23 protein-coding genes, 1 tRNA gene and 1 pseudogene are annotated in these 25,551 nt (G+C 53.8%); 21 read left to right on the top strand and 4 right to left on the bottom strand.

The genetic code is table 11. The annotated features are described in order from the left end of the window. Positions 1 to 80: 80 nt before the first annotated feature. Entirely contained in the window at positions 81 to 2,114 is a 2,034-nt protein-coding gene (locus IEX75_RS04980) for a DUF6600 domain-containing protein (RefSeq protein WP_188793118.1), read from the bottom strand. Positions 2,115 to 2,347: 233 nt separating this feature from the next. Between IEX75_RS04980 and IEX75_RS04975 the strand changes: the two genes are divergently transcribed. Next, positions 2,348 to 2,421, top strand: a tRNA-Gly gene (locus tag IEX75_RS04975). Between the two features lie 870 nt (positions 2,422 to 3,291). On the opposite strand, the pseudogene IEX75_RS24415 reads toward IEX75_RS04975, so the two are convergent. Continuing rightward, positions 3,292 to 3,874: pseudogene (locus IEX75_RS24415) on the bottom strand (transposase); the annotation flags it as partial. Between the two features lie 385 nt (positions 3,875 to 4,259). Between IEX75_RS24415 and IEX75_RS24410 the strand changes: the two are divergent. The 3 genes from IEX75_RS24410 to IEX75_RS04955 all read left to right on the top strand — a co-directional run bounded on the left by IEX75_RS24410 (position 4,260) and on the right by IEX75_RS04955 (position 7,887). Beyond that, on the top strand, positions 4,260 to 4,607 hold the full coding sequence (locus tag IEX75_RS24410; RefSeq protein WP_425490505.1) for a ribbon-helix-helix domain-containing protein: 348 nt from the start codon (positions 4,260 to 4,262) through the stop codon (positions 4,605 to 4,607). Then, positions 4,604 to 6,652: a type III secretion system outer membrane ring subunit SctC gene (gene sctC, locus IEX75_RS04960; protein ID WP_188793116.1), complete on the top strand. Its 2,049-nt coding sequence runs from the start codon at positions 4,604 to 4,606 to the stop codon at positions 6,650 to 6,652. The genes IEX75_RS24410 and sctC overlap by 4 nt, the downstream gene beginning before the upstream one ends. A gap of 80 nt (positions 6,653 to 6,732) precedes the next feature. After that, positions 6,733 to 7,887 (top strand): FHA domain-containing protein, encoded by a 1,155-nt coding sequence (locus IEX75_RS04955; RefSeq protein ID WP_188793115.1) that lies wholly within the window; start codon positions 6,733 to 6,735, stop codon positions 7,885 to 7,887. Positions 7,888 to 8,077: 190 nt separating this feature from the next. Here IEX75_RS04955 and IEX75_RS04950 read toward each other — a convergent pair whose 3' ends face one another. Further along, positions 8,078 to 8,290, bottom strand: a complete 213-nt coding sequence (locus IEX75_RS04950; RefSeq protein WP_188793114.1) for a hypothetical protein — start codon at positions 8,288 to 8,290, stop codon at positions 8,078 to 8,080. Between IEX75_RS04950 and IEX75_RS04945 the strand changes: the two genes are divergently transcribed. The 16 genes from IEX75_RS04945 to IEX75_RS04870 all read left to right on the top strand — a co-directional run bounded on the left by IEX75_RS04945 (position 8,289) and on the right by IEX75_RS04870 (position 21,361). Further along, positions 8,289 to 8,717: a tetratricopeptide repeat protein gene (locus tag IEX75_RS04945; protein ID WP_188793113.1), complete on the top strand. Its 429-nt coding sequence runs from the start codon at positions 8,289 to 8,291 to the stop codon at positions 8,715 to 8,717. The two genes, IEX75_RS04950 and IEX75_RS04945, sit on opposite strands and share 2 nt — an antisense overlap. Before the next feature lie 244 nt (positions 8,718 to 8,961). Next, the gene (locus tag IEX75_RS04940) at positions 8,962 to 9,804 is read left to right on the top strand and encodes a hypothetical protein (RefSeq protein ID WP_188793112.1); all 843 of its coding nucleotides are present in this window, start codon (positions 8,962 to 8,964) and stop codon (positions 9,802 to 9,804) included. 57 nt (positions 9,805 to 9,861) lie between these two features. Next, a complete protein-coding gene (locus tag IEX75_RS04935) occupies positions 9,862 to 10,245 on the top strand; it encodes a hypothetical protein (protein WP_188793111.1) in 384 nt (127 codons plus the stop codon). 40 nt (positions 10,246 to 10,285) lie between these two features. After that, positions 10,286 to 10,651, top strand: coding sequence for a hypothetical protein (locus IEX75_RS04930; protein WP_188793110.1), 366 nt, complete (start codon positions 10,286 to 10,288; stop codon positions 10,649 to 10,651). Positions 10,652 to 10,975: 324 nt separating this feature from the next. After that, on the top strand, positions 10,976 to 11,353 hold the full coding sequence (locus IEX75_RS04925; protein WP_188793109.1) for a hypothetical protein: 378 nt from the start codon (positions 10,976 to 10,978) through the stop codon (positions 11,351 to 11,353). Between the two features lie 472 nt (positions 11,354 to 11,825). Beyond that, entirely contained in the window at positions 11,826 to 12,767 is a 942-nt protein-coding gene (gene sctJ / locus IEX75_RS04920) for a type III secretion system inner membrane ring lipoprotein SctJ (RefSeq protein ID WP_268236462.1), read from the top strand. After that, positions 12,754 to 13,323, top strand: coding sequence for a hypothetical protein (locus IEX75_RS04915; protein ID WP_188793107.1), 570 nt, complete (start codon positions 12,754 to 12,756; stop codon positions 13,321 to 13,323). Before sctJ ends, IEX75_RS04915 begins: the two co-directional genes overlap by 14 nt. Next, positions 13,283 to 13,972 (top strand): FliH/SctL family protein, encoded by a 690-nt coding sequence (locus IEX75_RS04910; protein ID WP_188793106.1) that lies wholly within the window; start codon positions 13,283 to 13,285, stop codon positions 13,970 to 13,972. Before IEX75_RS04915 ends, IEX75_RS04910 begins: the two co-directional genes overlap by 41 nt. Positions 13,973 to 14,025: 53 nt before the next feature. Beyond that, positions 14,026 to 14,973 (top strand): FliM/FliN family flagellar motor switch protein, encoded by a 948-nt coding sequence (locus IEX75_RS04905; protein ID WP_188793105.1) that lies wholly within the window; start codon positions 14,026 to 14,028, stop codon positions 14,971 to 14,973. Continuing rightward, positions 14,970 to 15,665 (top strand): EscR/YscR/HrcR family type III secretion system export apparatus protein, encoded by a 696-nt coding sequence (locus IEX75_RS04900; RefSeq protein ID WP_229720639.1) that lies wholly within the window; start codon positions 14,970 to 14,972, stop codon positions 15,663 to 15,665. The genes IEX75_RS04905 and IEX75_RS04900 overlap by 4 nt, the downstream gene beginning before the upstream one ends. Next, entirely contained in the window at positions 15,665 to 15,934 is a 270-nt protein-coding gene (locus IEX75_RS04895; protein WP_188793104.1) for an EscS/YscS/HrcS family type III secretion system export apparatus protein, read from the top strand. Before IEX75_RS04900 ends, IEX75_RS04895 begins: the two co-directional genes overlap by 1 nt. Then, positions 15,931 to 16,677 carry an EscT/YscT/HrcT family type III secretion system export apparatus protein gene (locus IEX75_RS04890; RefSeq protein WP_188793103.1) on the top strand — a complete coding sequence of 249 codons (747 nt, stop codon included), beginning with the start codon at positions 15,931 to 15,933 and terminating at the stop codon, positions 16,675 to 16,677. Before IEX75_RS04895 ends, IEX75_RS04890 begins: the two co-directional genes overlap by 4 nt. Then, on the top strand, positions 16,674 to 17,405 hold the full coding sequence (locus IEX75_RS04885) for an EscU/YscU/HrcU family type III secretion system export apparatus switch protein (RefSeq protein WP_188793102.1): 732 nt from the start codon (positions 16,674 to 16,676) through the stop codon (positions 17,403 to 17,405). Before IEX75_RS04890 ends, IEX75_RS04885 begins: the two co-directional genes overlap by 4 nt. A 9-nt stretch (positions 17,406 to 17,414) precedes the next feature. Next, complete coding sequence (locus tag IEX75_RS04880) at positions 17,415 to 19,526, top strand: flagellar biosynthesis protein FlhA (protein ID WP_188793101.1); 2,112 nt, start codon at positions 17,415 to 17,417, stop codon at positions 19,524 to 19,526. Between the two features lie 11 nt (positions 19,527 to 19,537). Beyond that, a complete protein-coding gene (locus IEX75_RS04875; protein WP_188793100.1) occupies positions 19,538 to 20,854 on the top strand; it encodes a FliI/YscN family ATPase in 1,317 nt (438 codons plus the stop codon). A 66-nt stretch (positions 20,855 to 20,920) separates the two neighbouring features. Continuing rightward, the gene (locus tag IEX75_RS04870; protein ID WP_188793099.1) at positions 20,921 to 21,361 is read left to right on the top strand and encodes a hypothetical protein; all 441 of its coding nucleotides are present in this window, start codon (positions 20,921 to 20,923) and stop codon (positions 21,359 to 21,361) included. 996 nt (positions 21,362 to 22,357) lie between these two features. Here IEX75_RS04870 and IEX75_RS04865 read toward each other — a convergent pair. Continuing rightward, entirely contained in the window at positions 22,358 to 23,179 is an 822-nt protein-coding gene (locus tag IEX75_RS04865; protein ID WP_188793098.1) for a hypothetical protein, read from the bottom strand. Positions 23,180 to 24,088: 909 nt separating this feature from the next. Between IEX75_RS04865 and IEX75_RS04860 the strand changes: the two genes are divergently transcribed. Further along, on the top strand, positions 24,089 to 24,616 hold the full coding sequence (locus IEX75_RS04860; RefSeq protein ID WP_188793097.1) for a hypothetical protein: 528 nt from the start codon (positions 24,089 to 24,091) through the stop codon (positions 24,614 to 24,616). Positions 24,617 to 25,551 lie beyond the last annotated feature (935 nt).

Raw genomic sequence — 25,551 nt, 5'->3', positions numbered from 1 at the left:
AGCGCCGGGCCTGTGCTTTATCCCTAGACCACGCGGGGTGCGCCGCAATCGCGCGGCGCACCCTGCTCGAAAGCGTGGTGCTAGTGCTGCTGGTCGTTGCGGGCCGGTGGCGGTGCATGCTGAGGATGCGGGGCACTTTGCGGATGAGGCTGTTGCTCCGCCGGACGCCCCATTTCCGGGCGCGCGTATTGCGCCGGTGGCTGATAGTGATACTGCTGGGGCATATACGACGGGTTGGGCTGCACCTCGCGTGGCGCTTGCTGCTCCGGCACGTATTGATGGGCGCGTTGCGCGGCGTTGAAACGCTCCTGCTCGATCGCCTGTCGTTCTTGCTCTTGCTGCATGGACGGTTGCGGTGCGTAGCGCGGCGCTTGCTGCACTGCCGATGGCTGAGGCTCGTAACGAGGCGTTTGTTGGACCTGCTGAGCCGGTGCGAAATGAGGCACTTGTGGCAGTGCAGGTGCGGCAGGGCGTGGTGCGGCTTGCGGTCGTGCAGGTTCCTCGACCGGGCGTGGTGCCGCTTGCGTCTGTGCGGGCGCCCCGTAGCGCGGGAAGGTCTGCCCCGATACGACACGCGGTGAGCTTTGCGGCTGCACGTTCAGTACCCGGACGTTGGAGCGCGCAGCCGCGTGAATTTCTCCGACCGCCACCACGTTAGCGGCGGGCGCGCGCACTGCCACGACCGGTCGATTGAACGCTGCCGACGGCAAAGGACGGGTACTCGCCACGCGCGGCTGGCCGAAGCTGGCCGAGGAGGGACGCTCCACCGGCGCTGCTGCCATCACCGACGCGTGGGCAAATTGCTGCGGATCGACACGTACCTGACTGGCTTGCACGTTGCGTGCGCTGGCAAACGCTTGCGCGGAGATGGCCGTGAAGGCGTGCGGCATATCGCGGTTGGCGTAGTTCACGCCGGTAACCGGGCGACCCTCGTGATAGAAACCATATTGGTTGTGGATATTGTTGATCACCGTTTCCTGATTGATGTTGCGCGTAATCCGGATGTTGGTGAGGTTGACGTTGGTGTAGTAGTTGCGCGACGCGCGATACCACGGGTTGTAGACCTCGTGCGGTCCCAGCGGGAACCAGCCGACCGGGCCACCCCTGCCGATGCCGACAAAGGCAACGAGCGCAGGCGCATAGATGGGTCTTACGCGTGGAGCACATGGGATCCATCCCCAGCGGCGGTGCAGATAGACCCAGCGGCCATAGTGATAGGGCGCAAAGCCCCAGGGCATGGCATCCACCCATGTCCAACCCCACGGGGCGATCCAAACCCAATGGCCAAGGCTGTACGGCGCCCACCCGGCCGCCACCGTGGTGGGATACCACACGGCGCCGTAGTCATCGTCCTGTTGCCAGTCGCCATACTGATTCAAATCCTGCGAGCCGACGACGTCGGGAGACACGTATTGGGTGCTGTTGCTACTGGCGTATTGCGCGTCGCGGTCGTTGGACCAGGCATCGAATTCGTCACGGCCCTGGATGTCACTGACTGTCATGTCGCTCAACGTGGAGTCGCCGAACTGATAGCTGCGTCCACTGAACACTTCGCGTTGAGCGTTGTTCTCGCCGTAGACGATGCCGCCGCCGTCAAACACGGTGACGGTGGTGCCGTTGCCATTGGCGCCCACGTCGACCCGGAATGTACCGGGCTGGTTGATCACCAGGGCGAGGGTTGGCGTGTCGATTTCGTAGTCTGCGCCCTGGTCGACGTTGCGCACCGTGATGCTCAGTGTGCCTTGCGTCAGTTCGAACTGGCCGATCTGGTCGCTGAGGTTCAACACGCCGATATCGGTCTGATTGCTGATGCGCAGCGCTGCACCGCCCAGCTCCAGCTCGGCGCGGGCGTCGGGGCCGCTGGATAGCTTGTCGCCGTTGGTCAACGGCCGGTTCACATCGGCGGCAGCCCATTCGGTACTGCCTGCCGGCATTAAGCCCAGATCGCCTGAAGCGTAGGAAAGCCGGGCCACGCGCGCCGGCGGGTCGGCAGTGGCATCAGTTTGGCTGTCGTCGGTTTGGGCAAGGGCCAAGCCGGTGCATAGCAGCAGGCAAACAGCCAGGAAGGCGCGCCATCCGCGCGCCAGTGATACAACACCATCAGGTCCACGCATAAATCACTCCATGTTGGTGCACGCGAAACCGGTCGCGCCCCGACACCATTCCCTGTATGTGCTGATCATGTTGCGCACGGATCATGAGCGTTGGCTTAGGGCCTCATCGTTCGTTGCCTGCGGTTTAACCAGCCGCCGTACTGGCCGCTTAGTCGCAACATGGCATGGACGAAAAGTTGAGGGCGTACCCAGGATTCCCAAAGCCGCATCCGCCGGTTACCATCGCCCGAGTTGCGGGTGTAGCTCAATGGTAGAGCTGTAGCTTCCCAAGCTACTGACGAGGGTTCGATTCCCTTCACCCGCTCCACCACTCCCCATCCGAGGAGTCGGCCCCTAAGAGTCGCCGTAGTCCGTTGATTCAACGGATTTTTCAAAGTTGCGATATTCCGGCAGTGTTCACTGAACTCCATCGCATACCGCCATATTTAAGGCCATTTGCGGATGATGCTGATATCGGATGGTTGCTAGGGCAGCGCGATTGAAGAGCACATCGTCGGCTCCTGATTCATCTTCAGGAACCGAAGCATGGCTCTCTTTGATGCGGCTGCCCGGCACGCCAAACCCATCGGCAAGCCCTATGCACTCGCTACGCGGACGGTCTCGCATTGGTGGTTATGACGACGGGCAGCAAACGCTGGCACTGTCGCTACTACTGGGCAGAAAAACAAAAAGCGCATGTCATTCGGTGCCTCTCCTGCAAACAGCTGGCGCCAAGTGCGAAGTCTGCGGGGCGAAGCGCGCACGCTTCTGGCGGGGGTATCCATCTACGCCTGCATCGCAAGCAAAAGCGGTCGATCCAACTGAACGATCGGGGCAAAGCTCGGGCAGCGGATTTAGGAGATGTACCACCATTAAAAAAATAGTGATTAATTACTCAAGTTTTATGAAGAAAAGGCCTGCAATGTCTGATCATGAGCGATATAAAATAATCGTGTATTACCTGTATAAAGCGCGCGATAACGCAAAATAAGCACCTGCTGGCATTGATGATCATGTAAATAAGAAAAATTTACTAAGTGACAGACAAAAATAAGAGTTTGGGAAGGCAGGGGTCTAGTGGCGTTGATTTGAAAGTCACTGTATTGACTCGCCGTATTTCAGTGCCAAACTAAATCAGAAGTCGCCGGTTCGTTTTGAAGGCTAAATTCGTTGGGTGTCAGACCGTCGAGGCTGTCACAATGACGTTGAATGTAAGAAAACGGTGCCATCCCACTGCGCATATCGACCAACTGTGTTGATCTGCCCGCGGGAGATCAGCGGCAGCGGATGCGGGTTGGGGATTCGCCGCTTGCCACGTCGGCGATGATTAAGCTGCATCAAGCAGTACAGGTGCCATATCCTGCTGCGGTTCCACATCAGACTACGGCAACGAATCAGCTGCAACAGCTTGCCAAGGCCACGTTCCGGAAGCCACTCCGTCATTCAGCCAGCGACGCAATTTGCCTATTCATCGCAGTCAGGCCGGCGTTGGTAGCGCACTGTGGATCGCGATAGTCCAACCACCGTGCCATGAGATCTTTCGGCGAGTGATTTTCCATCGCCAGCTCGGCATGCATCCGCTTGAGCTTGGCATGTCCCGTTTCGATATCCCGCAGCCGCTGTGCATTCGTCGCTTTCATGCCGCCGTACTCGGATTTTCAGGCATGGTACGTCGTTTTTGAAATGCCCAGCTCTCGGCACACATGCTTGACCTGTCGACTGCCTTCGACTTGCCTCAACGTCGCGACAATCTCGCGCTCAGTGAGCTTGCTCTTATGCATCGTAGGTCTTCTTGGGACTAGTTCGCCCGAGGACTTCTGGTTATGCATGGATTCACTTTAAGGAACGTCGACAATGTCACTTGCGTAGCGTTTGCGTTTCATCTGCGCAGTATCGTGGATTGGCAAGAGACCGTGAACAAGTTCTAAGAAGGAAAAGGGCCGCTTCACGCAACGTGAAATCTTCCATAGGTTTGAGTCATCGATGATGTTCAGTCATGAATCTTCTTAACGGCTTGCTAGTGCGTATCCGAAATAGACGTCCATCGGACGGTAACTATGTAGTGCCGACAATCCAGATTCCATACCTACCATCGCCCAAAGAAAGTCTTGATAAGTGGTCTCATGTAGAGCAGGAATTACAAAGTTAGGTACTACGGTGCATCACATGGATGGAAGGTTTCGGTTCCGAGAACTAAAGGTTGTGAAGTCGAATTTCGTACTTCTAAACGGCATGGATATGCGTTTGGCGCAACCCAGGCCAAAGTCGATTCGCCTTGATGGTTTGTCAACTTGTGTACGTCTAGAGCGTATCTACTGGTCTATCTTGAAATGCATCGCGCAAAGTAACGGGACGACGGTAAATGTCTTGCTGTCCTCGCTTGATCGCGACGTTCAGCTCAATTTGGGAGGGGTCAAGAACTTCAGTTCGCTCATCCGGGTTGTGTGCACGGCTCAGCTTTTGGAGATGTGCCACGAGGATGCGATGGCTGTGGTCACGGAGCTTATGGAATGAGCGGCACTAAACATCGGCTGCGGTGGGTGGCCCGTTGCATCGTAGGGATGGCGCTGGTGACGCCGGCCTGCTTAAGCGCGGCGCAGGTCCCGTGGCGAGATGGCATGGTGGCCTATACGGCGAAAGGAAAGCCTTTAGGACAAGTCTTGAAGGATATTCTCGCGACCCAGCCGTTTCCTGTCGTTGTTCAACCGGACGTGCGGGGGAATGTGTATGGCGAGTTCAATAAATCGGCGAGATCGATATTTTCCGAACTGGAAGCCGCCTATGGTCTGACGTGGTACTACGACGGCTCGACTATGTACGTTGGATCCAGTTCGGACAATCGTTCGGAAGTTATCGCGATCGCACCCATGAGCGGTGCGCAAGCCATGCGTGCACTCGGAGATCTCGAACTGATCGAACCTCGCTTCCCGGTGAAGTTTTCCGGCGGCAGTGTGCTTGTCTCAGGCCCTAGCCGTTACGTGGATCTGGTTGCCAAGGCGCTTGACAGCGAACGCGAGCGTGTCGCGTTAGGCCTGAGCCAGCGAAACATGTCGATGATCGGAGCGTTGGCAAGACCGCCAGCGAGCGGGGGAAGCAGTAATTCGGTGATGGAAATACGCGTCTTTCCATTGCACTACGCCCAGGCGCAGGATTCGGAAAGGCGCGTGCGTGGCGACAGGACAGACCTCTATACAGTGCCGGGTGTTGCCACCCTGTTACGTAATCTATTGCAGGGGGCGTACGCGACACCTAAAAAAGATCCCGCTTCCGTGCTGGACACGGCGGCGATCGTCCAGGCATTGGCTCCATTAGGAGATTCATCGTCGCCGGATGGCGACGCAGGCCTGCGCATCCAGGCGTTGCTCGCTCTTTTGGCAAGACAGCAGCCGCAGGGAAATCCAGCCGAGGGCAGCATCGACCGTAGCGTGCATATTCAGGCCGACGTACGTACCAACTCGGTCGTGATATTCGACACACCCGCCATGATGCCCATCTATGCGCAGCTCATCGAACAATTGGACCGGCCGCAACGCCTGGTGCAACTCGATGTTGCCATCATCGATCTCGATAGCGGCGACGCACGCGACCTCGGTGTGGACCTATCGTTGCGTGGCGACAACGGTGAAATCGTGACGGGAGGCAACGGGCTGACTTATCAGGCGCTGGTGGGAAATTCTCTGCGCGAGCTGAGAGCACGGGTCGCTTTGCTGCAAACGAAGGGCAAGGCACGCATTCTCTCGCGGCCAAAAGTCATGACGCTGGATAACGAAGAAGCGTTCATGGGCAGCGAGCAGTCGCTCTATGTCAGAACCACGGGCGATCGCTATGCGAACCTCGTGCCGGTATCGACGGGATTGTCGTTCCGGGCTACGCCGCTGGTTATGCCAGTGGAAGGCCGTCCTCCCAAAGTGAAGCTCACGCTGGAAATTGTGGACGGGAATTTCCTGAATACAAGCGTCGACAATGTCCCGGGTTCAAGTCGGAAATATCTGGCCACGCAGGCCGTAGTCGAGGATGGCCAGAGTCTGTTGGTCGGTGGATTCCAATTCGAGAACAACAACGACGACATGTCAGGTGTGCCCGGCCTCAGCAACGTGCCTGGCGTAGGGGCACTCTTTCGGCGCACGCGGAAATCCCACGTACAAATGGAGCGGCTCTATCTGATCACGCCGAGAGTCGTGAATGAAAACCTCAACGACACGCCAGTGCTCGCTACTTTCGTACCACCAGCCAAGGCTCCCGCGACGCAAGGCGTCAATAAGCCGCCAACCAACAATGCGCGCGCGGAGACCGGTTCATACCAGTCGGCGGGATTCATGAATGTGTGGTTCACCCCGACGCGGAGTATCGATACCCAACCACCGGAAGTGCTGCCAGTGAAGCCGCTACCACCCATACCCCATCGTGACGACACGGATGCCAAAACGGAGAGCGCCGCGGGTACAGCGCAAAAAAACCAGACTGCCACACCCAAGACCAAGGACGCTCCAAAAAAGAAACCTGCGCCCAAGAGCAACTCTGATATCAAGACGATCATGGACAAAACGGGTGGCAGATGAACGGCGCAGACAAAGTGATCAGCCATCTCAAGCATTTGCTGCCGCAGCCACGCGTGCGTCTATCGCTGTGGTGGTGAGCGATGGACAACGTAGCGCTGCGAATTCTATCGGGCAAGCACGCGGGGGCGATCGTGTCGCTGCTTGCCGAAAAGAACTGGTCAATAGGTCAAGGCGAGCACGCCGACATCCTGCTGCTCGACGAGGACATGCAAGAACTGCATGCACGTCTGGCATGGGCAACCGATGAAGGTGTTTGGTACCTGACCGCCTTGGCGGACAATGTCAGCGTGTTCGACTACACGCTCAAGCCAGCTGCCTCGGCGGTGCTCATGCCGGGAAGCGCTTTCGCCATAGGCAGCCTGGCCTTCGACATGGCCACGGTTGCTCGCTTGGACGAGCGGGGCCGAGTTACCACCAAGATCCATACACAAGAGGACGAGCACCAAGCCAGGATGCGCTTTCTCCACCACGCGCACCCATGGCGTTATCGCCTGGCTGTTGCGCGCTCCATGCTGCAGCAACGGTATATCGCGGCGGCATTGGGCGTGACGGTGAGCAGCGCAGCCATCGTGGCGGTCTTGCTCAGCCGTCCGGAACTGGCTACGGAATATCTGGAGGACGCTACCGAGGAAATAGCCAAGCTCTATCCCGATGTCAGCCACCAATTGGATACGGTAACCGGCGTTACGACTTACAAGGGCTACGTCAAAGACCAGCAGGAGTTGGGCGCGCTGCGTCAACTCGCATTGAAGGCAAATTTCGGTGCGGTAATTATGAATGTCCTGCCGATGGATGTTTTGGCATTAAATGTGTCCTCGACGATGGAGACGTACTACAGGAATCCGCAAGTGAAAGTAACAGGCCCAGGAGAAATCGAAGTGGATATCTGGTCCGAGGATGCCATCAAAGATCTGGCGGGATGGAACGTGGCAGCCGTCGAGGCTAAGGTATTGCAAGAACTGCCTGAGGTGAAAGTGATAAGCCTGCAAATGAAACGATCGGACGCTTCCCAGATCTCTGTGCCTTTGAATAGATTTGATTTCAGTATCGTGTCGGCTTCGTCGGGACAATCATTTGTGGTCAACCAGCGCGGGGATCGGTTTTTTACCGGCGCACAGCTCAAGGAAGGTCATCTGGACTTTATAGATTTATGCCGTGTCAAGCTTATTTCCAGTGAAGACAGGACGATATTCAATATGCATATATCGGAGAATATGAAAGGTGAATGCAAATAGGTTCGCTTCTCAAAATGGCGGAAGTGTGCGGGGTATTCGAATCCCATCCACACCAGAGGAAGTCGAGAGCTTCTATGTCGGCCTAGTCAAAAAGCTGGAGACTCTGGAGAAATCTCAGAGAGAGGCAGCAAAAAACGCCAGCTCGGAAAGTGCTGCGGGACGGCATGAAGAATTGGCCAGTGGAATAGCTCTAACGATCGAATTCGTTAATGGCCTTGGCGCCGACCACTTGAGGCAAATCAGCGTTGAACTTCAGCGATAAGGCAATTTGTGTGTCTAACGCGTTCCGGACGATCCCATGGGCATTGAGTTGATTGCCAGTTGCGGCGGCAAGGCTTGCGACCAGGGTGTCGCGGGCGTCAACAGCACCATGAATATTTAAGAGCATTGCGATGGCATCCATGATAACAGAAGACGATCTGACAATATTGAGAAAGCTCGCGCATGTGGCGCGCAATAGCGGTTTTTTTTCCCACTCCGAGCGAGCCTTTCAGCACTTGAGTCATGCGTATCCTTTGCGTGCGTTTCCCCACCTCGGCCTCGGGTTGATTTTTTTCAATACGGCTCGCCATGCGTACGCGTGCGGTGAGTTCGAGAAAGCCATGGAACTTGGGGGGGAGGATAAAAATGTCTATTTCATCTATGGGCTTTGCCAATTGAAGTGCCGTGATTATAAAAAAAGTATCGAAGCGCTCCACAAAGCTATGGAAATGGATAAAGAAGGTAGCGATAACAGCATCATCGAATCGGCACAGGCGCTATTGGCCTTGCCCGAGCTCTCCGGGTTACATAAGCGATACCTCGATGATGAAAGGGCATCAGGCCAATAGATAGACATGATTAGTGTCAAACCTCGGCAGGCATGGCTGAGAAAATGGCGCAGTACTCTCATTTATTTTGACGAATCTTGCGAAGAAGCGCATCCCACACGGGCAAACTTGGCCGCAATCCACATGATGATCGCCTTCCGAGCCGAAGGCAGCTGAGGTTCGACACCCATCAGATCAATAGACATGGTTCATGTGGACATAAATAAATTGTTTTATTGATAATCAACTTTAATAAAGACATCTAATGAACGGTACAACTATCCATAGTAATTCAATGCATGGCGTCTATAGTACCGACACCGCAGCGCCATTGGGCGAAGGCAGTCCTGTTCAAGGCAACGGTTCGCAACCGCCGGTTGAGTCGAGAACATCTCCCTTTGTGGATGATCCTGACCAAAAGGCGATGGGAGGCGCTGGCTCCAACTGGAATTTCACGTCGAGGACGCTCTCACTGCAGGCGCCAATAAATAATGATGTTCAGGTCCGCGCTCAGACGCGTACGGATATCAAGCCACCGGGCAGCACGCCCGAGTATACGCCGTCGCAAAAACGCGCTAACGATCTCCTGGACGGTCTAGAAAGCGATCTGAAGGTAGACGGCGGTACCCAACAGACTGGGAATGATTCGCAACAAGTGGGTGTTGGATCAACGAATCAAGTACCCACTCTCCGTGACATCAACGACAAATTTCAGGCTTGGGAAGGCGCCATTAAAGAAAGCCGCGATCTTGAAAAAAAACAGGGCGTTGCCAACGATGAGATGCAAAAAGGTGCCAAGGAAATTGGTGATCTGAGTAAGAAAAGGGATGAACTTAAGCGTAGTCTTGAGAATGAAAAAGACCCTTCGAAGAGAAGCAAAATAGAGGGGGATTTGAAAGGCGTTGAAAAGCAAATGTCAGAAGCAGCCAAAAATTTTAAGTCCAAGACAGCGGACGTAAGAAACATAAGTCAAAAGGTGGTGGGTGCTTTAAAGAACGAGCAACAAGCAAAAGAAGCCTACATGAAGGCTGAGCAAGCCTACGCCAATGCCTGGTTCCAGGCCAATGATTCCGCTCTCGGCGGGACAGAAAAAAAGCAGGCAACGTAATAGATGTCGTGATGTGAGTTATCACGATTTTTAAATTTAAATCATCAGGAATAGCCAATGACCTTATCAACCGGAATAGATATTCCAGCCATTACCAATCCTGCAGACCAGGTTAAGCCCATTGATGTTTGGAGTGATACTTATCTGGATCAGTTTGCCGGGCGCTTGAACAATGTTCTCAACAGCATCAACGTAGCCTTGAATTCACATACGAGTTCAGTGAATAGGTGGGCGATCCTGGAAAAATTGATCGCCATGCAGTCCGAACTGCTTGAGGAAGCGGAAGCGTTGGCGGATGCCGCGGCAGCCGGTGACCCCGGCGCTGCTTCAAAGCTTCAAGTTGTCATGCATCTTTTAGAGGAGGTTTCGAAAGCCATTCAAAACGTTGAGCAGTCGTTGCATTCGACCGCTGATAACGCGATTCAAACCATTGGTCGATAATAGTTCCATTTTTTTACGATGATAAATAGGAGTATATGATATGTCTGTTACGTCAACGAACATGTCTTTCAAAAACGCCGAATATGTCGGTTCGGACACGACTGTAGCTATTTCACGCACTGCTGATCGCGAAAACATTAAAGCTGATAATCTTGATCAGATTGCCGTTAAATTTGAGAATAGTCGCGGTGCAGAGAGGCAATACGAAAATCTGGAGGAGCTAATTGATTCGGTATCAAATTCTCGCCTTGAAAAAAAGGCAAGCGAAAAAAGTGTCGGTGATTCAGGCATGCATGATGCGTCGATCGAAAAAACAGCATCAGCCGCAAAAAATCTGTCGATCGGCGAGGTGCTTTCGAAGGCAAGTCATCGTGCTACCGATGAAATAGAGCAGATGCGTCGATGACGTAGTAATGGCTGCGTAGTACTATGACATCGGTGCTTTGTTTGTATCAAATAGCATTGAGTTGAGCCTCTTCGGCTCTAAGCTACGCCGCCTGCGAATTCACCGTGCAAAACTGAAACAGGCGTTCCCCCGCCAGCAGCCATGCTCCGAACCCCATCGCCACCGATAAGGCGCTAAGCCTGCCTGATGCTATTTTTGCGCAGGGCAGAAGCTTGTTACTCCACGCGAAATAACGGCCGAATTAGTGCCTTAATGGGTGGGTCTATTTAATTCGAAGTGATACGTGCTTAAACCTTGTGTTTGGAGCATTGCTGCTGGCAGGGGATGTTGATAGATAACTATGCTTCAAAGATTGAATGGAAATATCTAACGGTGTCTATAACATTTAACAACATTTCGGCTAATAACATTCCGTCCATTGAATTTAATAGTGATGGTGGAAGCCGCACCGATAATCTTCATATAAACTATGATGCTTTGAGCCACTCGTTGGATTTTTTAAACATACTGCAGAGCCATGCAGAGGCAAGGCACGTCGCTGTGATGGATCTTGTATCAAATCCCAAGTTTGGCGAAAAGGCCGGCGATACGCCAAAGCTTGAGTGGATGATTCATCAACATGGGGAAGCTGTCTCCATGGCCGCCGCATTTTTGAAAAAGTGCGAGACTTGCATGAATGAAATTTCACGGATGAATCAATGATGTGTATGGCCTGGATACGGTCAAGAACGGGTTGGTTGCTGTTATAGGAGCCGGCATTGATTTGATGTTTTTTCCACGACCGTTTGTATCCAGCTCACAAGAGAAGCCGCCAAGCTAGTCCTTCGCTGGTTCATGGCGAAGAGCCATAGGCAATGCTCTGAACTTAAGCATGTCCCGCTCGAAGAGGCCAGGTATCCATCATGCGAGCTTTCGCTTGGATGGTGAGTGTGGAGTCCCGCGCAAAAAATTAAGTTTGGAGTATTGGCTTACACGGCTTGTGACAGGCCGAGATGCATGGGTGCGCTGATCGAGTAGTTGGCTGCCTGTCGCAGGCAAGACTTGGTTGACCGTGGTGTGTCACCAGCGTTACATGCCGACCTGCTCTCTACCAGTTAGGCGTTTTGAATAGATAAGAGCTATAGCGATCAAGACGCTTGAATTACTTACCATCTAATTTTAGGTGCCAACCATAATGAGTGTTGGAACGGGCCGACGCGTCGTAATAAAGCATTTTTTAGTTGCCGTGTTTATCGTTTTATTGGCGGGCTGTGAGGGTTCCTTTCGGGAAGGCCTGGATGAAAACCAAGCTAACGACCTCATCGTGCTGCTCGGGCAGCAAGGCATCAAGGCAAAAAAAATGCGCGCCAAGGACGGCAGCTGGGATATCCAGGTCAACGGAAATGAGCGTGTGTACGCCGACCAGATCATTCAGGCTTACGACCGGCCGCGCAACAAACATCCGACCCTCGGCGATGTTTTTCCCGGCGGTGGTTTGTTGCCCAGTGAGGCCGAAACGAGAATCCGCTACCAATATGCCCTGTCCCAGGAACTGAGTCAGTCGATCGAAAAGATCGAAGGTGTTTTGTCGGCCTATGTCAACGTGGCTATCCCCGAAAAGGATCCCAAGCAGGCAACGCCTACCCCGCCATCGGCGGCGGCAGTGATTCGTTATCGCAGCGACCAGCGCATCGATTTGCTCAAGCCTCAAATCAAGGCGCTTATTGCCGGAAGTATCCCAGGGGGCTCGCCGGACGATATCTCGTTGCTGATGGTGCCCGTGTACCCGGTGCCGCCCACCGCGACATTGCAAGAAGTGGAAACGCATGCCGGACTGCGCTATCGCGCGTCGGAGTGGATACGCGTCGTCCTGTTGACGGGGCTGCCCTGGTTGGTGGCGTTGGCATTGCTACTGGTGATGCTTCGCACGATGGGCAGGGGCAGTCGTTCGCAGTGGAATGCATTGTGCGCACTGTTCAAGAAGTTGAAAGACCGCTTTGGAAGCGGCCAGTCCGCGTACACGACGGGTGCAAGTTCCGGACCTGGCTACGCCAGCAAAGGATTGTCCGGCTTGATGGGGCGCGGGAAAGCCAAGAGTGCCACCGACAGCGAGGGCGGGTCGAATGCGCAGCCATAGTTATGCGCTAGTACGCGCTGTGCTGTCGCCGGCGAGCTGCATATCGACGGATCGCCTGCCTTTTTCGGGTGGCCTGCGCGAAGGCCGCTACGGCCGCCTCGCCAGTACGCAGCTGCTGAGGCCCCTGGACCCGCCTGCGACGGAATCAGGCAGGGCCGTCGCACTGTGGTCCATGTGCGAAGAAAAACTGTTTATGCATAGTCTTTTATGTGCAGGCGTCATGGCCTGCAGTGGCATATTACGACCCATCGTCGTGGCAGGTGCCTTGCGACAACAGCTGGTGGCGAGCATGGGGTTTGAGTGGTTCAAGCGATCCCTGCTCTACGAAGGCGAGAGCCTCTATGCAGGTGATGAGGTGTTTGCGCCCAAGCATCTGAGTGAAGTTGGCTTGGCCGTCATGTATGTGTTCGTACGTGGCATATCGGTGGCCGCATCGCGCCAGATGTTGCGCAGGATGGCATCCACGGATCGCAATCTTGCCCAGGCGATACGTCTTGCGCGCCGGTTGAAACGAGATGCCTGCCAACCTATCGGAAACATCATCATCGGTATTTGAAACGGAGATACAGGTAGTGCTTATTGGAAAAGTAGGTGATTGGTCGATACTGGGCAACGGCGTGTTGTCGAGCGAGGAAGCAGCCACTCTGCAGGATCTGGTTGCGCTTCAACAGCGGCTGTTGGGCGAGCAGCGAGAAACACGCCAAAGGTTGGCGCATTCGCTGCACAAAGCCAAGAAAAGTGCACGCCAAAAGGGATATGCCGCAGGCTTCGAAGAAGCTAGAAAACAGGTCATCGCCGCGCTGGCAGCGCATTTGAAAGTGTGGCGGAATGCCGAACAGCATCTAAGCACGGGGATCGAAAAGGCGGTTCGCGAAGCGCTTGGCGAAATCCCGGCAAGTGGCCTGCTGATGATGCGTATCCACCAATGCCTGCTGGCGGCGCGCGAAAGTCCGGTACTGCGGATACATGTTCATCCCATGCACTTCTCCCTGGTGGACGACGTCATCGTTCGCTTCAACCGGGAGCATGGCAGGTTGGGATGCGAGGTCATCGCCGATAACCATCTGTTGCAAGATGAGTGCAGGGTCGAGACGGAAACCGGCATTCTGAACATTGATTTCGACCGCCAGGCCCGCGCCATCGGTGAAGCCATTCTTGCAGAGCTTCGTGACAACGCGGCATCCGCCGAGACTGGTGCACCATGACGCATTCAACATGGTTGCCAGGGTTGGCTTTAACTCGTTACGTCGTGGACGCCATGAACCGTTTCGCAGGCGCGGAAAGAATCGTCCTTGTTGAGAATTTTGCCGAGGAAGCATCACGCTTCGCCTTTCATCTGGAACAACCCCTGGATGGCTATTGCATGGTCTGCATCTACTCGTGCAGTTATGGCGATCTGCAAGTCGGTCTCGATATGGGTGCGATGTTCCCCGAGTATTCGTCGGATGTGGTCATGCGGGTTGCCAAGAGCGACAAGGCGATCGGTAGCTGGATCGACTGGCTTATCTCGCCGTGGATAGAGCGGCTTGAGCAGCATCTCGGTGTCAATCTCTCTTTGCAGGATGGTCAGCTGAATGCGCCGTTCCCGAGAAACGCGCTCGCCTTCCTGGTGACACGCGAAGACGGAAATTCGGGACACCTGGCGGTGACAGGAACCGTACTTGGGCATATCCGGTGGAACGACATCGCGTTGTTGGAGCCCAGGCAGGCAAGGTATCCGGACTGGCTGAGAGTTATGGTCGTCGCGCTTTATGAAAGCCGGGCGCTTCCCCTGCAGGAGCTTCGCAAGTTAGGGCGAGGCGCGGTGCTACATGCGCCTTGGTCGGGTGCAAGGCTCCACGTGGGACCTTTGTCGAAGGGCTTTCGATATCACATCAAGTGGAAGAACGAAGAGGCATTTATGGAAGACTCCAAACCAGCATCGGATCGATCCGCGTTCGCAACGGTCGAGCACCATCATGACGGCGAACCTGTTCCTCTTGACGACGTGGCGTTTATCGTCGACGTCGTGCTCGATCGGCGCATGCTGACGCTGGCCGAACTTCAGGCGCTGCATGAAGGCGGCGTGTTTGCGGTGGAGCGGCCCATTTCAGGCAAGGATGTCACCTTGTGCTGCCATGGACACATGTTCGCCCGCGGGGAAATCGTGAGTGTCGATGGCCAGCTGGCCATTCTGATCAGCGAGTGTGGCGGGCCGCCGGTATGACGGCGGCCGCGTCATCGATGGGCGAGTTGCCCGATCTGTTCGCCTTCATGCTGTTGATGGTGTTGATCGGGCTGCTGCCGTTGCTGGTAGTCATGACCACCTCATTCACCAAGATCTCGATAGTGCTGGTGCTGCTCAGAAATGCCCTGGGCATACAGCAGGCGCCTTCCGGCATGGCGATCAGCGGCCTGGCGCTCGCAGCGACCCTGCTGGTGATGGCGCCGGTCTGGCAGCAGATCTCGCAGCATGTGGATTTCATGGCCGTGATGGAAGGCAAACAGCGGCCGGCGATGACCGAACTGATCGAAGCAGGCAGGCGGCCGCTGGAGCAATTCATGCGCAAGCATGTGGCGCCGGACGAGCTGGCTTCACTCAGCAAATTGATATCGGACATGCATCTCGATGCCGACAATGATACCGATGCCCCCGCAGCATCGCAGGACAGCGAGCCCTGGCTCGTCCTGGTGTCGGCCTTCGCCATTTCGGAAATTGGCGCGGCTTTCAAAATCGGCATGTTCATCGCCATTGGTTTTGCGGTCATCGACCTGATCGTGGCGAATCTCCTGATGGCGATGGGCATGACCATGTTTCCACCTTCCACTGTGTCCATTCCCCTGAAGCTGCTGATTTTCGTGTTGACGATGGGGCTATCGCAACTCATGCACGGCTTGATTGCTTCGTACCCACGCTGATGTCGGAAAGCGAAATCATCCATCAGGCGTTCCGGATCATTATGTACAGCACAGCGCCGCCGCTGATGGCTGCGGCGCTCGTGGGCGTGTTCGTGGGAATCATCCAATCGGCGATTCAAGTGCAGGACCAGACCATTGGATACGTGATCAAGCTCGCCGTGGTGTGCCTGGTGCTGGTGATGATGTCGAGGTGGCTGACGGATGCGCTCGTCGGATTCTTCGATGCGCTCTACCGTATTGTTCCTTACATGGGGGCCAGCCCGTCATGAGCGATCCATTCGAATTCATGACGGGACTGCTGCTGGCGATGGTAAGAACGTCGGTGCTGGTGAGCGCCATACCGACGTTCAAGTCCTCCGCGGGGAAGGCGTTTCTCGTGCCCTTTCCAATGGCCATCGGTTTATGTGTTGAACAAGCATCGGGCGTGGCGGGCTTGCCCTTGGCGGCGCTCTTTCCCCTGGTGGTGAAGGAGGCCTTGCTGGGTGCCGCGCTCGGCTTCATGGTCAGCCGTGTGTTTATCGTGATGAGCACGGCCGGGGCAGTGCTGGATCAACAGGCCGGCTACACCATCGGCGCGCTGTTCAACCCCAGCCTTGGTCATACCGCAGGACCGATCGAAACGCTGTATACGCAGCTGCTCATTCTTATCTTGATGACGGCCGGAGGCGGGCTCTTTTTCCCTTCCACGATCATGGCGACCTATGTAGCGTGGCCCATCACAACGTTGTGGCCATCAGGTGCATCGCTCGATGGCTTTATCCATGATTTGCTTACCGACGGGGCCAACAGTCTTATCGGCATGGCCTTGCAAATCGCCACGCCGATCCTGGCCATGCTGATGTTTTCCGACCTGTGCGTGGCACTGCTGGGCCGCTATGCATCCGAACTCAGTCCGATGAGCATGTCATTGGCGATCAAGGCGTTTCTGGTGTGCCTGATGCTGGTGGTTACGATAGATAACCAAATGGACAACATGCGGCATCTTATTGCGTTGTTATTGAGGGTGACGTGAGCGATAAAACCGAGCAACCGACCGAAACCAAGCTCAAGCAGGCGGCGGAAAAAGGCGACTTGCCCCGTAGCCACCCCTTTTCCGTTGCGATGAGCATGGTCATCTGGTGGCTGGCTTTACCAGCGTTGGCGGGGCGGGCCGTAGCTTTCCTCATGTCCTATACCGATCACCTGCTGTCGCTGCGCGTTTTGCAGGATGAGCTCGGCTCACGCATGCATTTTCTCGTTGTGGCAACGGCTGGCATGGCCGTGCCAGCCGTTATCGGAATCATCATGGCGCTGTTGCTGGGCTTTGCGCAAAGTCGCGGAAGAATGGCCAGCAAACGTTCCTGGTTCGACTTCAACCGTGTCAATCCCCTATCGGGTTTGAAGCAGCTTTTCGGCTTGCAACGTTTGTCCGCAACGGCATTGGCGACGACCAGCTTGGCGATAGTGCTGTCTATTTTTCTGTTGGTCGGGCGATCGCTGCTTCCCGCACTCGCTTCGCTGCCTTCATCGGTGCGCTGGCAGGACGTGCTGTTGGGCGGCTTGGCGACGGGCTGGAAGGCGGTAGGTTACGCAGTCCTTGGCTGCGCTTGCCTGGGTGCCCTGGATTTGGCGATCCAGCTGCGGTTATGGAAGCGAAGAAACAAGATGTCCAAGGACGAGGTCAAGCGCGAATACAAGGATCGCGAAGGCGATCCGCAGGTCAAAGCCATACGTAAAAGCATGCAACGCGACATGAGGTGAGGGTAGGGCGTGAACACGGCGCAATTCGATATCTTGAAAAAATGGGACATCACGACCTTTATCGAAAAGTACGTGGATGTTGCGGCGGCGCTTGTTTTATTGGCGATCCTCTGCCTCATCGTCTTGCCCATGCCGGCGTTTGTGCTGGATCTGGCGATTGCGCTGAATTTCGCTTTTTCTTTGTTGCTGATCGCCGTCGCGATCTACATCAAATCCATCCTCGACATGTCGTCGTTTCCCTCGTTACTGTTGCTCACCACGCTGTTTCGTCTTGGGCTGTCGGTGGCGACGACCAAGGGTGTTCTTTTGCACGCCCACGCGGGGGACATGGTGCAGGCCTTTGGCATGCTGGTCGTTGGCAGCAACGTCGTGGTGGGGCTCGTTATCTTCCTGCTGCTTTGCGCCGTGCAAATGGTGGTGGTGGCCAAGGGCAGCGATCGCGTTGCCGAGGTTGCCGCGCGTTTCACCCTCGATGCCATTCCGGGCAAGCAGATGAGCATCGATGCGGACCTTCGTGCCGGATCGATCAACGGCGAGCAGGCGAAAGCGCGGCGCGACATTCTTCAGCGTGAAATCCAGCTGCATGGTGCGCTGGATGGCGCCATGAAGTTCGTGAAGGGCGATGCCATGATCGGCCTCATCGTGGCGGCGATCAATATCGTGGGTGGTATCGCGGTAGGTGTGCTGCAAAAGGGGTTCTCTTTCGGGCAAGCCGTCAATACGTACGTGATACTCACGGTAGGTGATGGCCTGGTATCCCAAATTCCCTCGCTGATGGTGGCCATTGCCGCGGGCCTGATCATCACACGTGGCGATGCGGGTGGAGAGGGTGACAACGGCGACAACTTGGGGCGCCGAATCTACGACCAGGTGACCACGCATCCAAGATCGGTGTTGATGGCCGCTGCGGCGGCAATCATATTGGCCGCCGTGCCTGGGTTTCCACATATCCAATTCATCGTCATTGCACTGGCCTTGCTCGGTATAGGTATGACCAGACGTCAACGTGAGCGAACCGTGGCCCGCTCCAAACAGGCTCCCATGTCCAACATGGCCCGCGACGGCTCTACGTATTTACCCAATCTGCTCGACACCGTCGAGTTCGGTACCACGATGCCTTTGCGCGTACGTATTGGCCGCCAGGCGTTCTATGCCATCGTTCCTGCCGACCTCAACAATGAATTGGGCAATGCCCGGCGTTATCTGATGCAGAATTTGGGATTGCCTTTTCCCGGCTTGTCCATGGTCGGTGAAACGGGATTTCCAGAAGAAAGTTTCACCATCGAAGTGAATGATGTGAATGCCGTATCGGGGCAGCTTTTCGCTGGCGCATGTCTTGCGCACGGCGAACCGGAGGCACTTGCGGGAAGCTCCCATGATCGCCCCGGCTTTTTCCCGGGCAGTACCGAGGCCTACTGGCTCGATTACGCCGATGTCAACGCTGCCCGTGACAACGGTGCTCAGATAGCCACGCCGGCAGAGGTGTTATCGGCACAAATTTACGCTGTCTGCTACCGGCACGCTGCGGATTTCATGGGAACACAAGAGGCGCAGTTCCTCCTCACCCGTTTAAAGCTGGTGTTTCCGGAACTGGTGAACGCGTTGTTGGCGGCGATAACACCCATTGCTTTTGGAAAGCTGCTCGCCGCTCTACTGGAGGAATCCATATCGATACGCAATCTTCGCGGGATATGCGAGGCGGTGGTAAAAATGCCGACGGGTGACCGATCCAACCATAGACTGTTGGAGGCCGCTCGCATTGCAATCGTGCCGCTATCTATCTTTAGCTACGTGGACGCCAATACGAACAAGCTTCAGGTTATCGTTTTGGACGAATCCTGGGGAACGTTGCTTACCAACGCGCTGCGCACGGATAACGAGGGCGAGCCTTGTCTCATGCTTGGATATCGGGATGTCCAGGTTCTCCAGGGCAAGCTCAAGGAGGTCTTGCAGGGCGCGCCGAGTTCGGCGGTTCTGTTGACGTCGTCGTCGCTGCGCAAGCATGTGTCCAAGTTTCTCAAGAGCATGGGCGAGCAACGAACAGTCATCGCGATCGAGGAGATTCCCGCAGGCAGGGTAGAGATAGAGCGCGTGGCTGTCATCGGCCGCAACGTTGACTGATCGACAGCAGCATGACATCCACGCCAGACAGCCATGGCTATGCGTTGCCTACTTCCCCCGTGCAAAAAGGGGGGAAAATCGTATCCATCGTGGGTACCCTGATAAAAGTGATAGGCGTTCATTTACGCATCGGCGATTTGTGCCGCATGTATTCAGCCCCGGGAAACTTTGAATTGCTAGGCGAAGTGGTTGGTTTGGACAATGGCCAGGCCATCGTGATGCCACTGGGCCCGATGATCGGGCTTTCGCCAACGACGATCGTGGAAGCGACCGGTTCGAGTTTGCTCATCCCGGCTTCCGACGCCCTGATGGGTCGGGTGGTGGATGGATTTTGCAGGCCCCTGGACCAGCGTCCGCTCTCGGTGCCCCGAACATTCTCGGTCATTGGCGCCATTCCGTCGCCGCTGTCCCGTCCCGTGATCCATCAGCCTTTTATCACCGGTGTCAGGGCCATCGATGCGCTTCTTACCAGTGGCGTGGGACAACGCGTAGGCATTTTTGCGCCGGCGGGTGTCGGTAAGACATCGCTGTTGAGCATGCTTGCCAGTTTTGCCGATGTCGATGCCGTCGTGGTCGCATTGATTGGCGAGCGCGGCAGGGAAGTGCAGGAATTCATCGAAAGAGGATTGGGTGCCAAGGCGTTCGAGCATTCGGTAGTCGTGGTAGCGACATCCGACCGGCCTGCCGCGGAGCGCATCAAGGCGGCGCATACCGCTTCTGCTATTGCCGAAGGTTTTCGTGCACAAGGCAAGCGCGTGCTGCTGTTATTGGATTCGCTGACACGATTCGCCCGAGCGCTTCGCGAGGTGGGCTTGGCAGCGGGAGAACCTCCTGCTCGGCGAGGCTTTCCACCGAGCGTGTTTTCCGCACTGCCTGGTTTGCTGGAGCGCTCCGGATGCGACGAATTCGGTTCGATTACCGCTTTTTATACTGTATTGGCCGAAGACGAAGACGGGGGAGACCCGGTTTGCGAAGAGGCGCGGTCGTTGCTGGACGGACATATCGTTCTCTCCTCTGAGATAGCCGCCTCGGGCCAATATCCCGCTATCGACATCCTCGCCAGTAAAAGCCGCGTCATGCAAGGTGTGTGTGATCGACAGCACATAGCCATGGCAGGGCTCGTTCGAAAGTGGATGGCGGAGTATAAAAAGTCCGAATTATTGATAAGGCTTGGCGAATATAAGGAAGGCATCGACCGCGAACTTGACGAGGCCGTGAATCAAAGGCCATCGATCAATCAATTGCTTCGCCAGTCATCCGACGATTTCAGCGCATGGGATGAAACCATGGCCTTGCTAAGAGGCATAACCGGTGATCCGCCATCGTGAGACCGATGGTTGCGTAGGTTGGGTTAGCGCAACGTAGCCCAACATGCCAGTCTGGAGTAACGAGCCATGGGCCAAAGAAAAACCGAAGATGCCGCAAAGAATGACCTTCTAAAGATCGCCAAGGTCAGGCATCAGGTAGCCTCGGCAAAGATGGCACGCCTGGCGCGTGATCTGCGTGCGGCCGAGCGCAAGGAGCAAGCAATGGATGAACAACTGGACCAGCTCCGCCATGAAACAAAGCTGATTCAGGCGGCGTGCCTCGATAAAGTGACCGACAACCTGCATGGCATCGCTATTTACCAAGGGCAACTTCGTGTGATCGACCTTGAAATCCGCCGAACGGAAGTGCGCAAGGAGATGCTGGCCGAGGAATGCAGTGGGTTGCGATCGATTTTGAGCACGGAAAGGAAGCAGCTCGAGCATTTGGAAATTCGCGTCGATTTATATAAAAAGATGCTGCGTCAGGTCAAAATCAAGGAAATAGACAGGATAGATGATCAGGATTGAGCTGTTCGCCGTGCGTCGATAGGTACGGCGTGCGGGATACGTGTACGGCGTCGGCGAAGTAGCTTTTGGATATACGCATATATACCACCGCATACATGGTTTACCCATGGCAGCATGGGTCTGCGTTCAAGGTATTAGGAGGAAATCGGCGGCATGGATAGCTGGGCTTTCTAATATCTTGAACCTGACAAGCCTTATCCCTCTCTCCATAGCACGGGTTTAAGGTGAGAGGCCGGGTCAACGGTAATGCTTGGTCTTGCCTGGTCGTCGTAGGTTGGGTTAGCGCAGCGTAACCCAACGAATCCCGGCGAAATGTTGGGTTACGCTGCGCTAACCCAACCTACGCAGGCTCTGCGCGAGATGCCCCCTTCACGCCAGCTCTCAGGAGAGAGCGTGTCGCAGCATCAGATTTGTAACCAAGAGACAGCGCGTGCTCCGGGGCGACGAGCGTAAGGTGCAATCGACGCTTGCCTAGCCAACTTGTTGCTTGTCCTAGCGTGGCACCGGAAACGCTATCGCCTCCGCATTCGCCTGTCTCTTGATCACACTTTTATAACCAGCAAAAGTCGGCAAACCAGCCTCACCCCCTATCCAAGCAGCGGGTTAGGCGGACAGGCTCGGTTTGCGGCAACGCTTGATCTTGCCTTGTACTCGTCGGTTGGGGTGCGAACCCTGAGCTATCCCCACGTTTTCTGCTTGATGATCTGAACAAAATCAGCAAGCTAGCCAATATCTATTAAATTACCTCGGCGTCATTCCGGCGAAGGCCGGAATCCATGCTTCGCATTCACCATGGATTCCGGCCTTCGCCGGAATGACGCCGAGGTAAAAATGCTAAGTATTGGCAGCGAAAAAGCCCATCCTTGAACAGCTCGAAAAACGTGGGGATATATCAGGGTTCGCACCCCAACCTACGCCAGGACCACGAACGCTAAGCAACTGGCATTGGCTGAGATTTGGCCCTTTTTACGTAGCATGGCTAAATAGCTACTTAATTTATGCATTTCCCTCAGACGGAATTTTTTCATATTTGTAGACCATATGATCCTCCGTCATTACTCCCGAGGAAATCTTGAATCCCGTGATTTCCGGAGGCTGAAACGCGTTTTGCGGTCTGTATATTTTGTTGCCGCTGTCGTCAAGATGCCAGCTTGGCTGATAAACTTCTACGCTCGATTCACCATTACGAGTGATATAACTGGGAAGATCTTCATTATTTCCATCCTTCCCATCGATACGAATTGTGCGAGGAGTGTTGGAGTTATAGGGAGCATAGTCGGGTGGCTGGATGGGTTGAGAGGGCGAAATACCAGGCTGTATTTCTCTGCGTTCATTCGAAAGCTCCCGCACTGCCATCTGTTCCCTGAGCCGGCTAATTGCATCGATATTGCTATCATTATTTAACGCAGTAACTAAGAGATTAGTGTTCGAGAGACCATGTGCCGCTGCCCATTCCCTAAGTCGACCAATGCCATCCTCTGCATCGATGTTGCTGCCATTGATGCTAGTGTCACTAATTGCATCATTTAAACTAGACAAAATAGTTGAGCGATTAATGTTATAAGCAGATGACTGATCAAAAGGTGACTTGGATTTTAGAATAATAGAATCAATATATTTATTGATAGCCGAATATGTTTTGATGGATAGATTATCTTTGAAATTACCATCCTCGCCATCAGGGTTTTTTGGATGTAACACCGAATTGCCTGACATCACTGAATTGGCCGACGATGGAGAATTATATGCCGTATTATTAGCATTGCCTTCTATAATGGTATTGTTATTTCCGTATACATTGATGGATATTGTTGACATGGATGGTCCTTGCTATGTTTCTATATATTCTGTGAAGAAATGTATAGATATCATCCCTTCTTTGGTTACAAACTCATGTTGTCATGATCGGCATGTTTACGTGGTGATATATATTTATCGATCTGCCTCAATTTGACGTGCATCCGCTTCAAGTTGAAGTTCTTCTGTTCGTCATGGCATAGGGCTGACGCTGCTCTCGCTGCGATCTCCGATATATACATATCACCACGTAAGCATATCGACATTGATAACTTCAATTTGCACTCAAAGTGCCATTTGTATAGTCATTTTATTCAACTATTAAAAGTACATGAAAAATATAAAGTGGTGACCTATGGTAATTCAAGGCATGAATGTAACGGGTAGTAACAATACCATCATCGAGGGTAGTGGTAATCATACTAACAATAATTCTCCAACGTCTGACAATAGCGGAGCATCAGGCAATTATGGAGCGTCAGGCAATACGTCGCCAATCGTTCCAACAACATCCCCTGCCTTTCCAGCTCCAGAGCCGGTTGCGAGAGAGGAGCAGCAGAAGAGTGGAGATGAAGGCAGATCGATCATGCAAGCACTGAGCGAATTTGCCACTGGAAAAATTAGCGGGAGAAAAGGTAGTGGGGCATCTACTTAAGGATATTGGAACGAAAACAGCTTCTAGTACTACACAGATGCTTATCTAGCGAATTTCATCGACAACAAAAGCATCCGGTTTCAATCCTACCGGATGGAGACTTGGTTTCCAAACGAGTGGCTGGAAAAGCTAAATGCTCCCGTCACAACGGCTTGGTTGGTGGCTATCAGGCAAAATGGCCAGCGCTTCCCCGGCTTGCTAAACATGTGAATCTCGAAAAAGATTAAAAAATGTACTTTCTTCTTAAAGTCGTTAAAATGCAATAGGATTGATTCATGGAGCAAATAAATATTAATATTTATTATAATAATAATTTTTATAATAACGATGAAATTAATAATAACAATATTAGCAGAATTAATAATAGTCAAATTTACAGCCCATCATCGGGAAATTCAGGTACTTCAGGAAATTCAGTACAGCAAGTCTCCCCCTTTGACGATAAGCATCGTAATTCAGGGGCATATTTTACTAATGAGAAAAATTTTCCTAAGGCATCTAATAACAATGACTATAGCAGCATTAATTATCCATATCGACAGGCAATTCTGGATAAGTCCGATATTTTCACCCATGATGCCCGTGACCTTATAAAGAAAATTAATCGTCCAGGTCCAACATCAGCTGCCGAGGGAAGCTCTCCTATATGGAAAGAAAATAAAGAATATCAAGCCGGCGACAGGGTGGTCGCGGGTAACGGTCGAACTTATGTAGCGCTCCGATCGACAATGGGAGAAGGGCCTTGGAGCTCCGCCGAAGCTGGATATGGGGCTAATAATCCGGCTTGGAAGGTTGATCTCTGAGGTGAAATCAATTGAAAAGTGGAGGTAGGGTTGTTTCAGGCAAATCCGTGAGGGCCAAAGGAGAAGCACAGCCCCGCTAATGAAGTTACTGCGACCAACAAGCTTTCGTGCTTATATCTATATATCACCAGTAAGAATGTCGGTCATGGCAACATAAATTCGCGCTCTAAGCGCAATTTACTAAGTTATCGCTAATAGTGACTCGCAGTTAATTTTTTGAGAAAGTTTTGTAATCACTAAAAAGTATTGGTATAAATCATTTCATCTATTTGATAATTTAAAAAAATCATGTAAACGTAATGAGGTTGTGATATGGCAATCAAAATAAATGACGTTCACAATATACAATTTCACAGCCCGAGCTCAGGCAATTCAGGGGCGTCAGGCAATACGGACACCGTGGTCGGACAGGAACGAAATGAAGCCGGACAAGGACGGACTGATTTACCAGATCCAGCACAACAAGAGATAGATATTCAGCACGTTTCTGATATACAAGTTTTCAGTCCGAGCTCCGGAAATAAAGGAATATCAGGTAATTCAGGAGTGGAATTCACTTATGCACCAGGAGACAATTCAGGAGGATCAAGCGGTGCATCTACTAACCCGGATGACCGAGGCAGAGGAGGGGTGCCTGAGTTTTTAACGGGCTGGGGGCTTGGCTTTGGCAAGGGTGTAATTACGAATAAAGTAGTTAATAAAATAAAGCAAATAAAGGAAAATATAACGCCGAGTACCTCTTCTCCAGCTCCGGCCGTTGTGCAGGGGCCGCCGGGTAAGGATGGTAAGGATGGTGCGCCGGGAGCTACGGGTGGCGTAGGTCCGACTGGATCTACGGGTAGCACAGGTCCGACTGGATCTACGGGTAGCTCAGGCCCGACTGGGTCTACGGGTAGCACGGGTCCGACTGGATCTACGGGTAGCACAGGTCCGAC

Origin of the sequence: Dyella nitratireducens (assembly GCF_014642835.1) — a bacterium.
Lineage (GTDB): Bacteria > Pseudomonadota > Gammaproteobacteria > Xanthomonadales > Rhodanobacteraceae > Dyella_B > Dyella_B nitratireducens.
The sequence above is the reverse complement of the archived record's forward strand: the minus strand, read 5'-3'. Positions and strand labels throughout refer to the sequence as shown.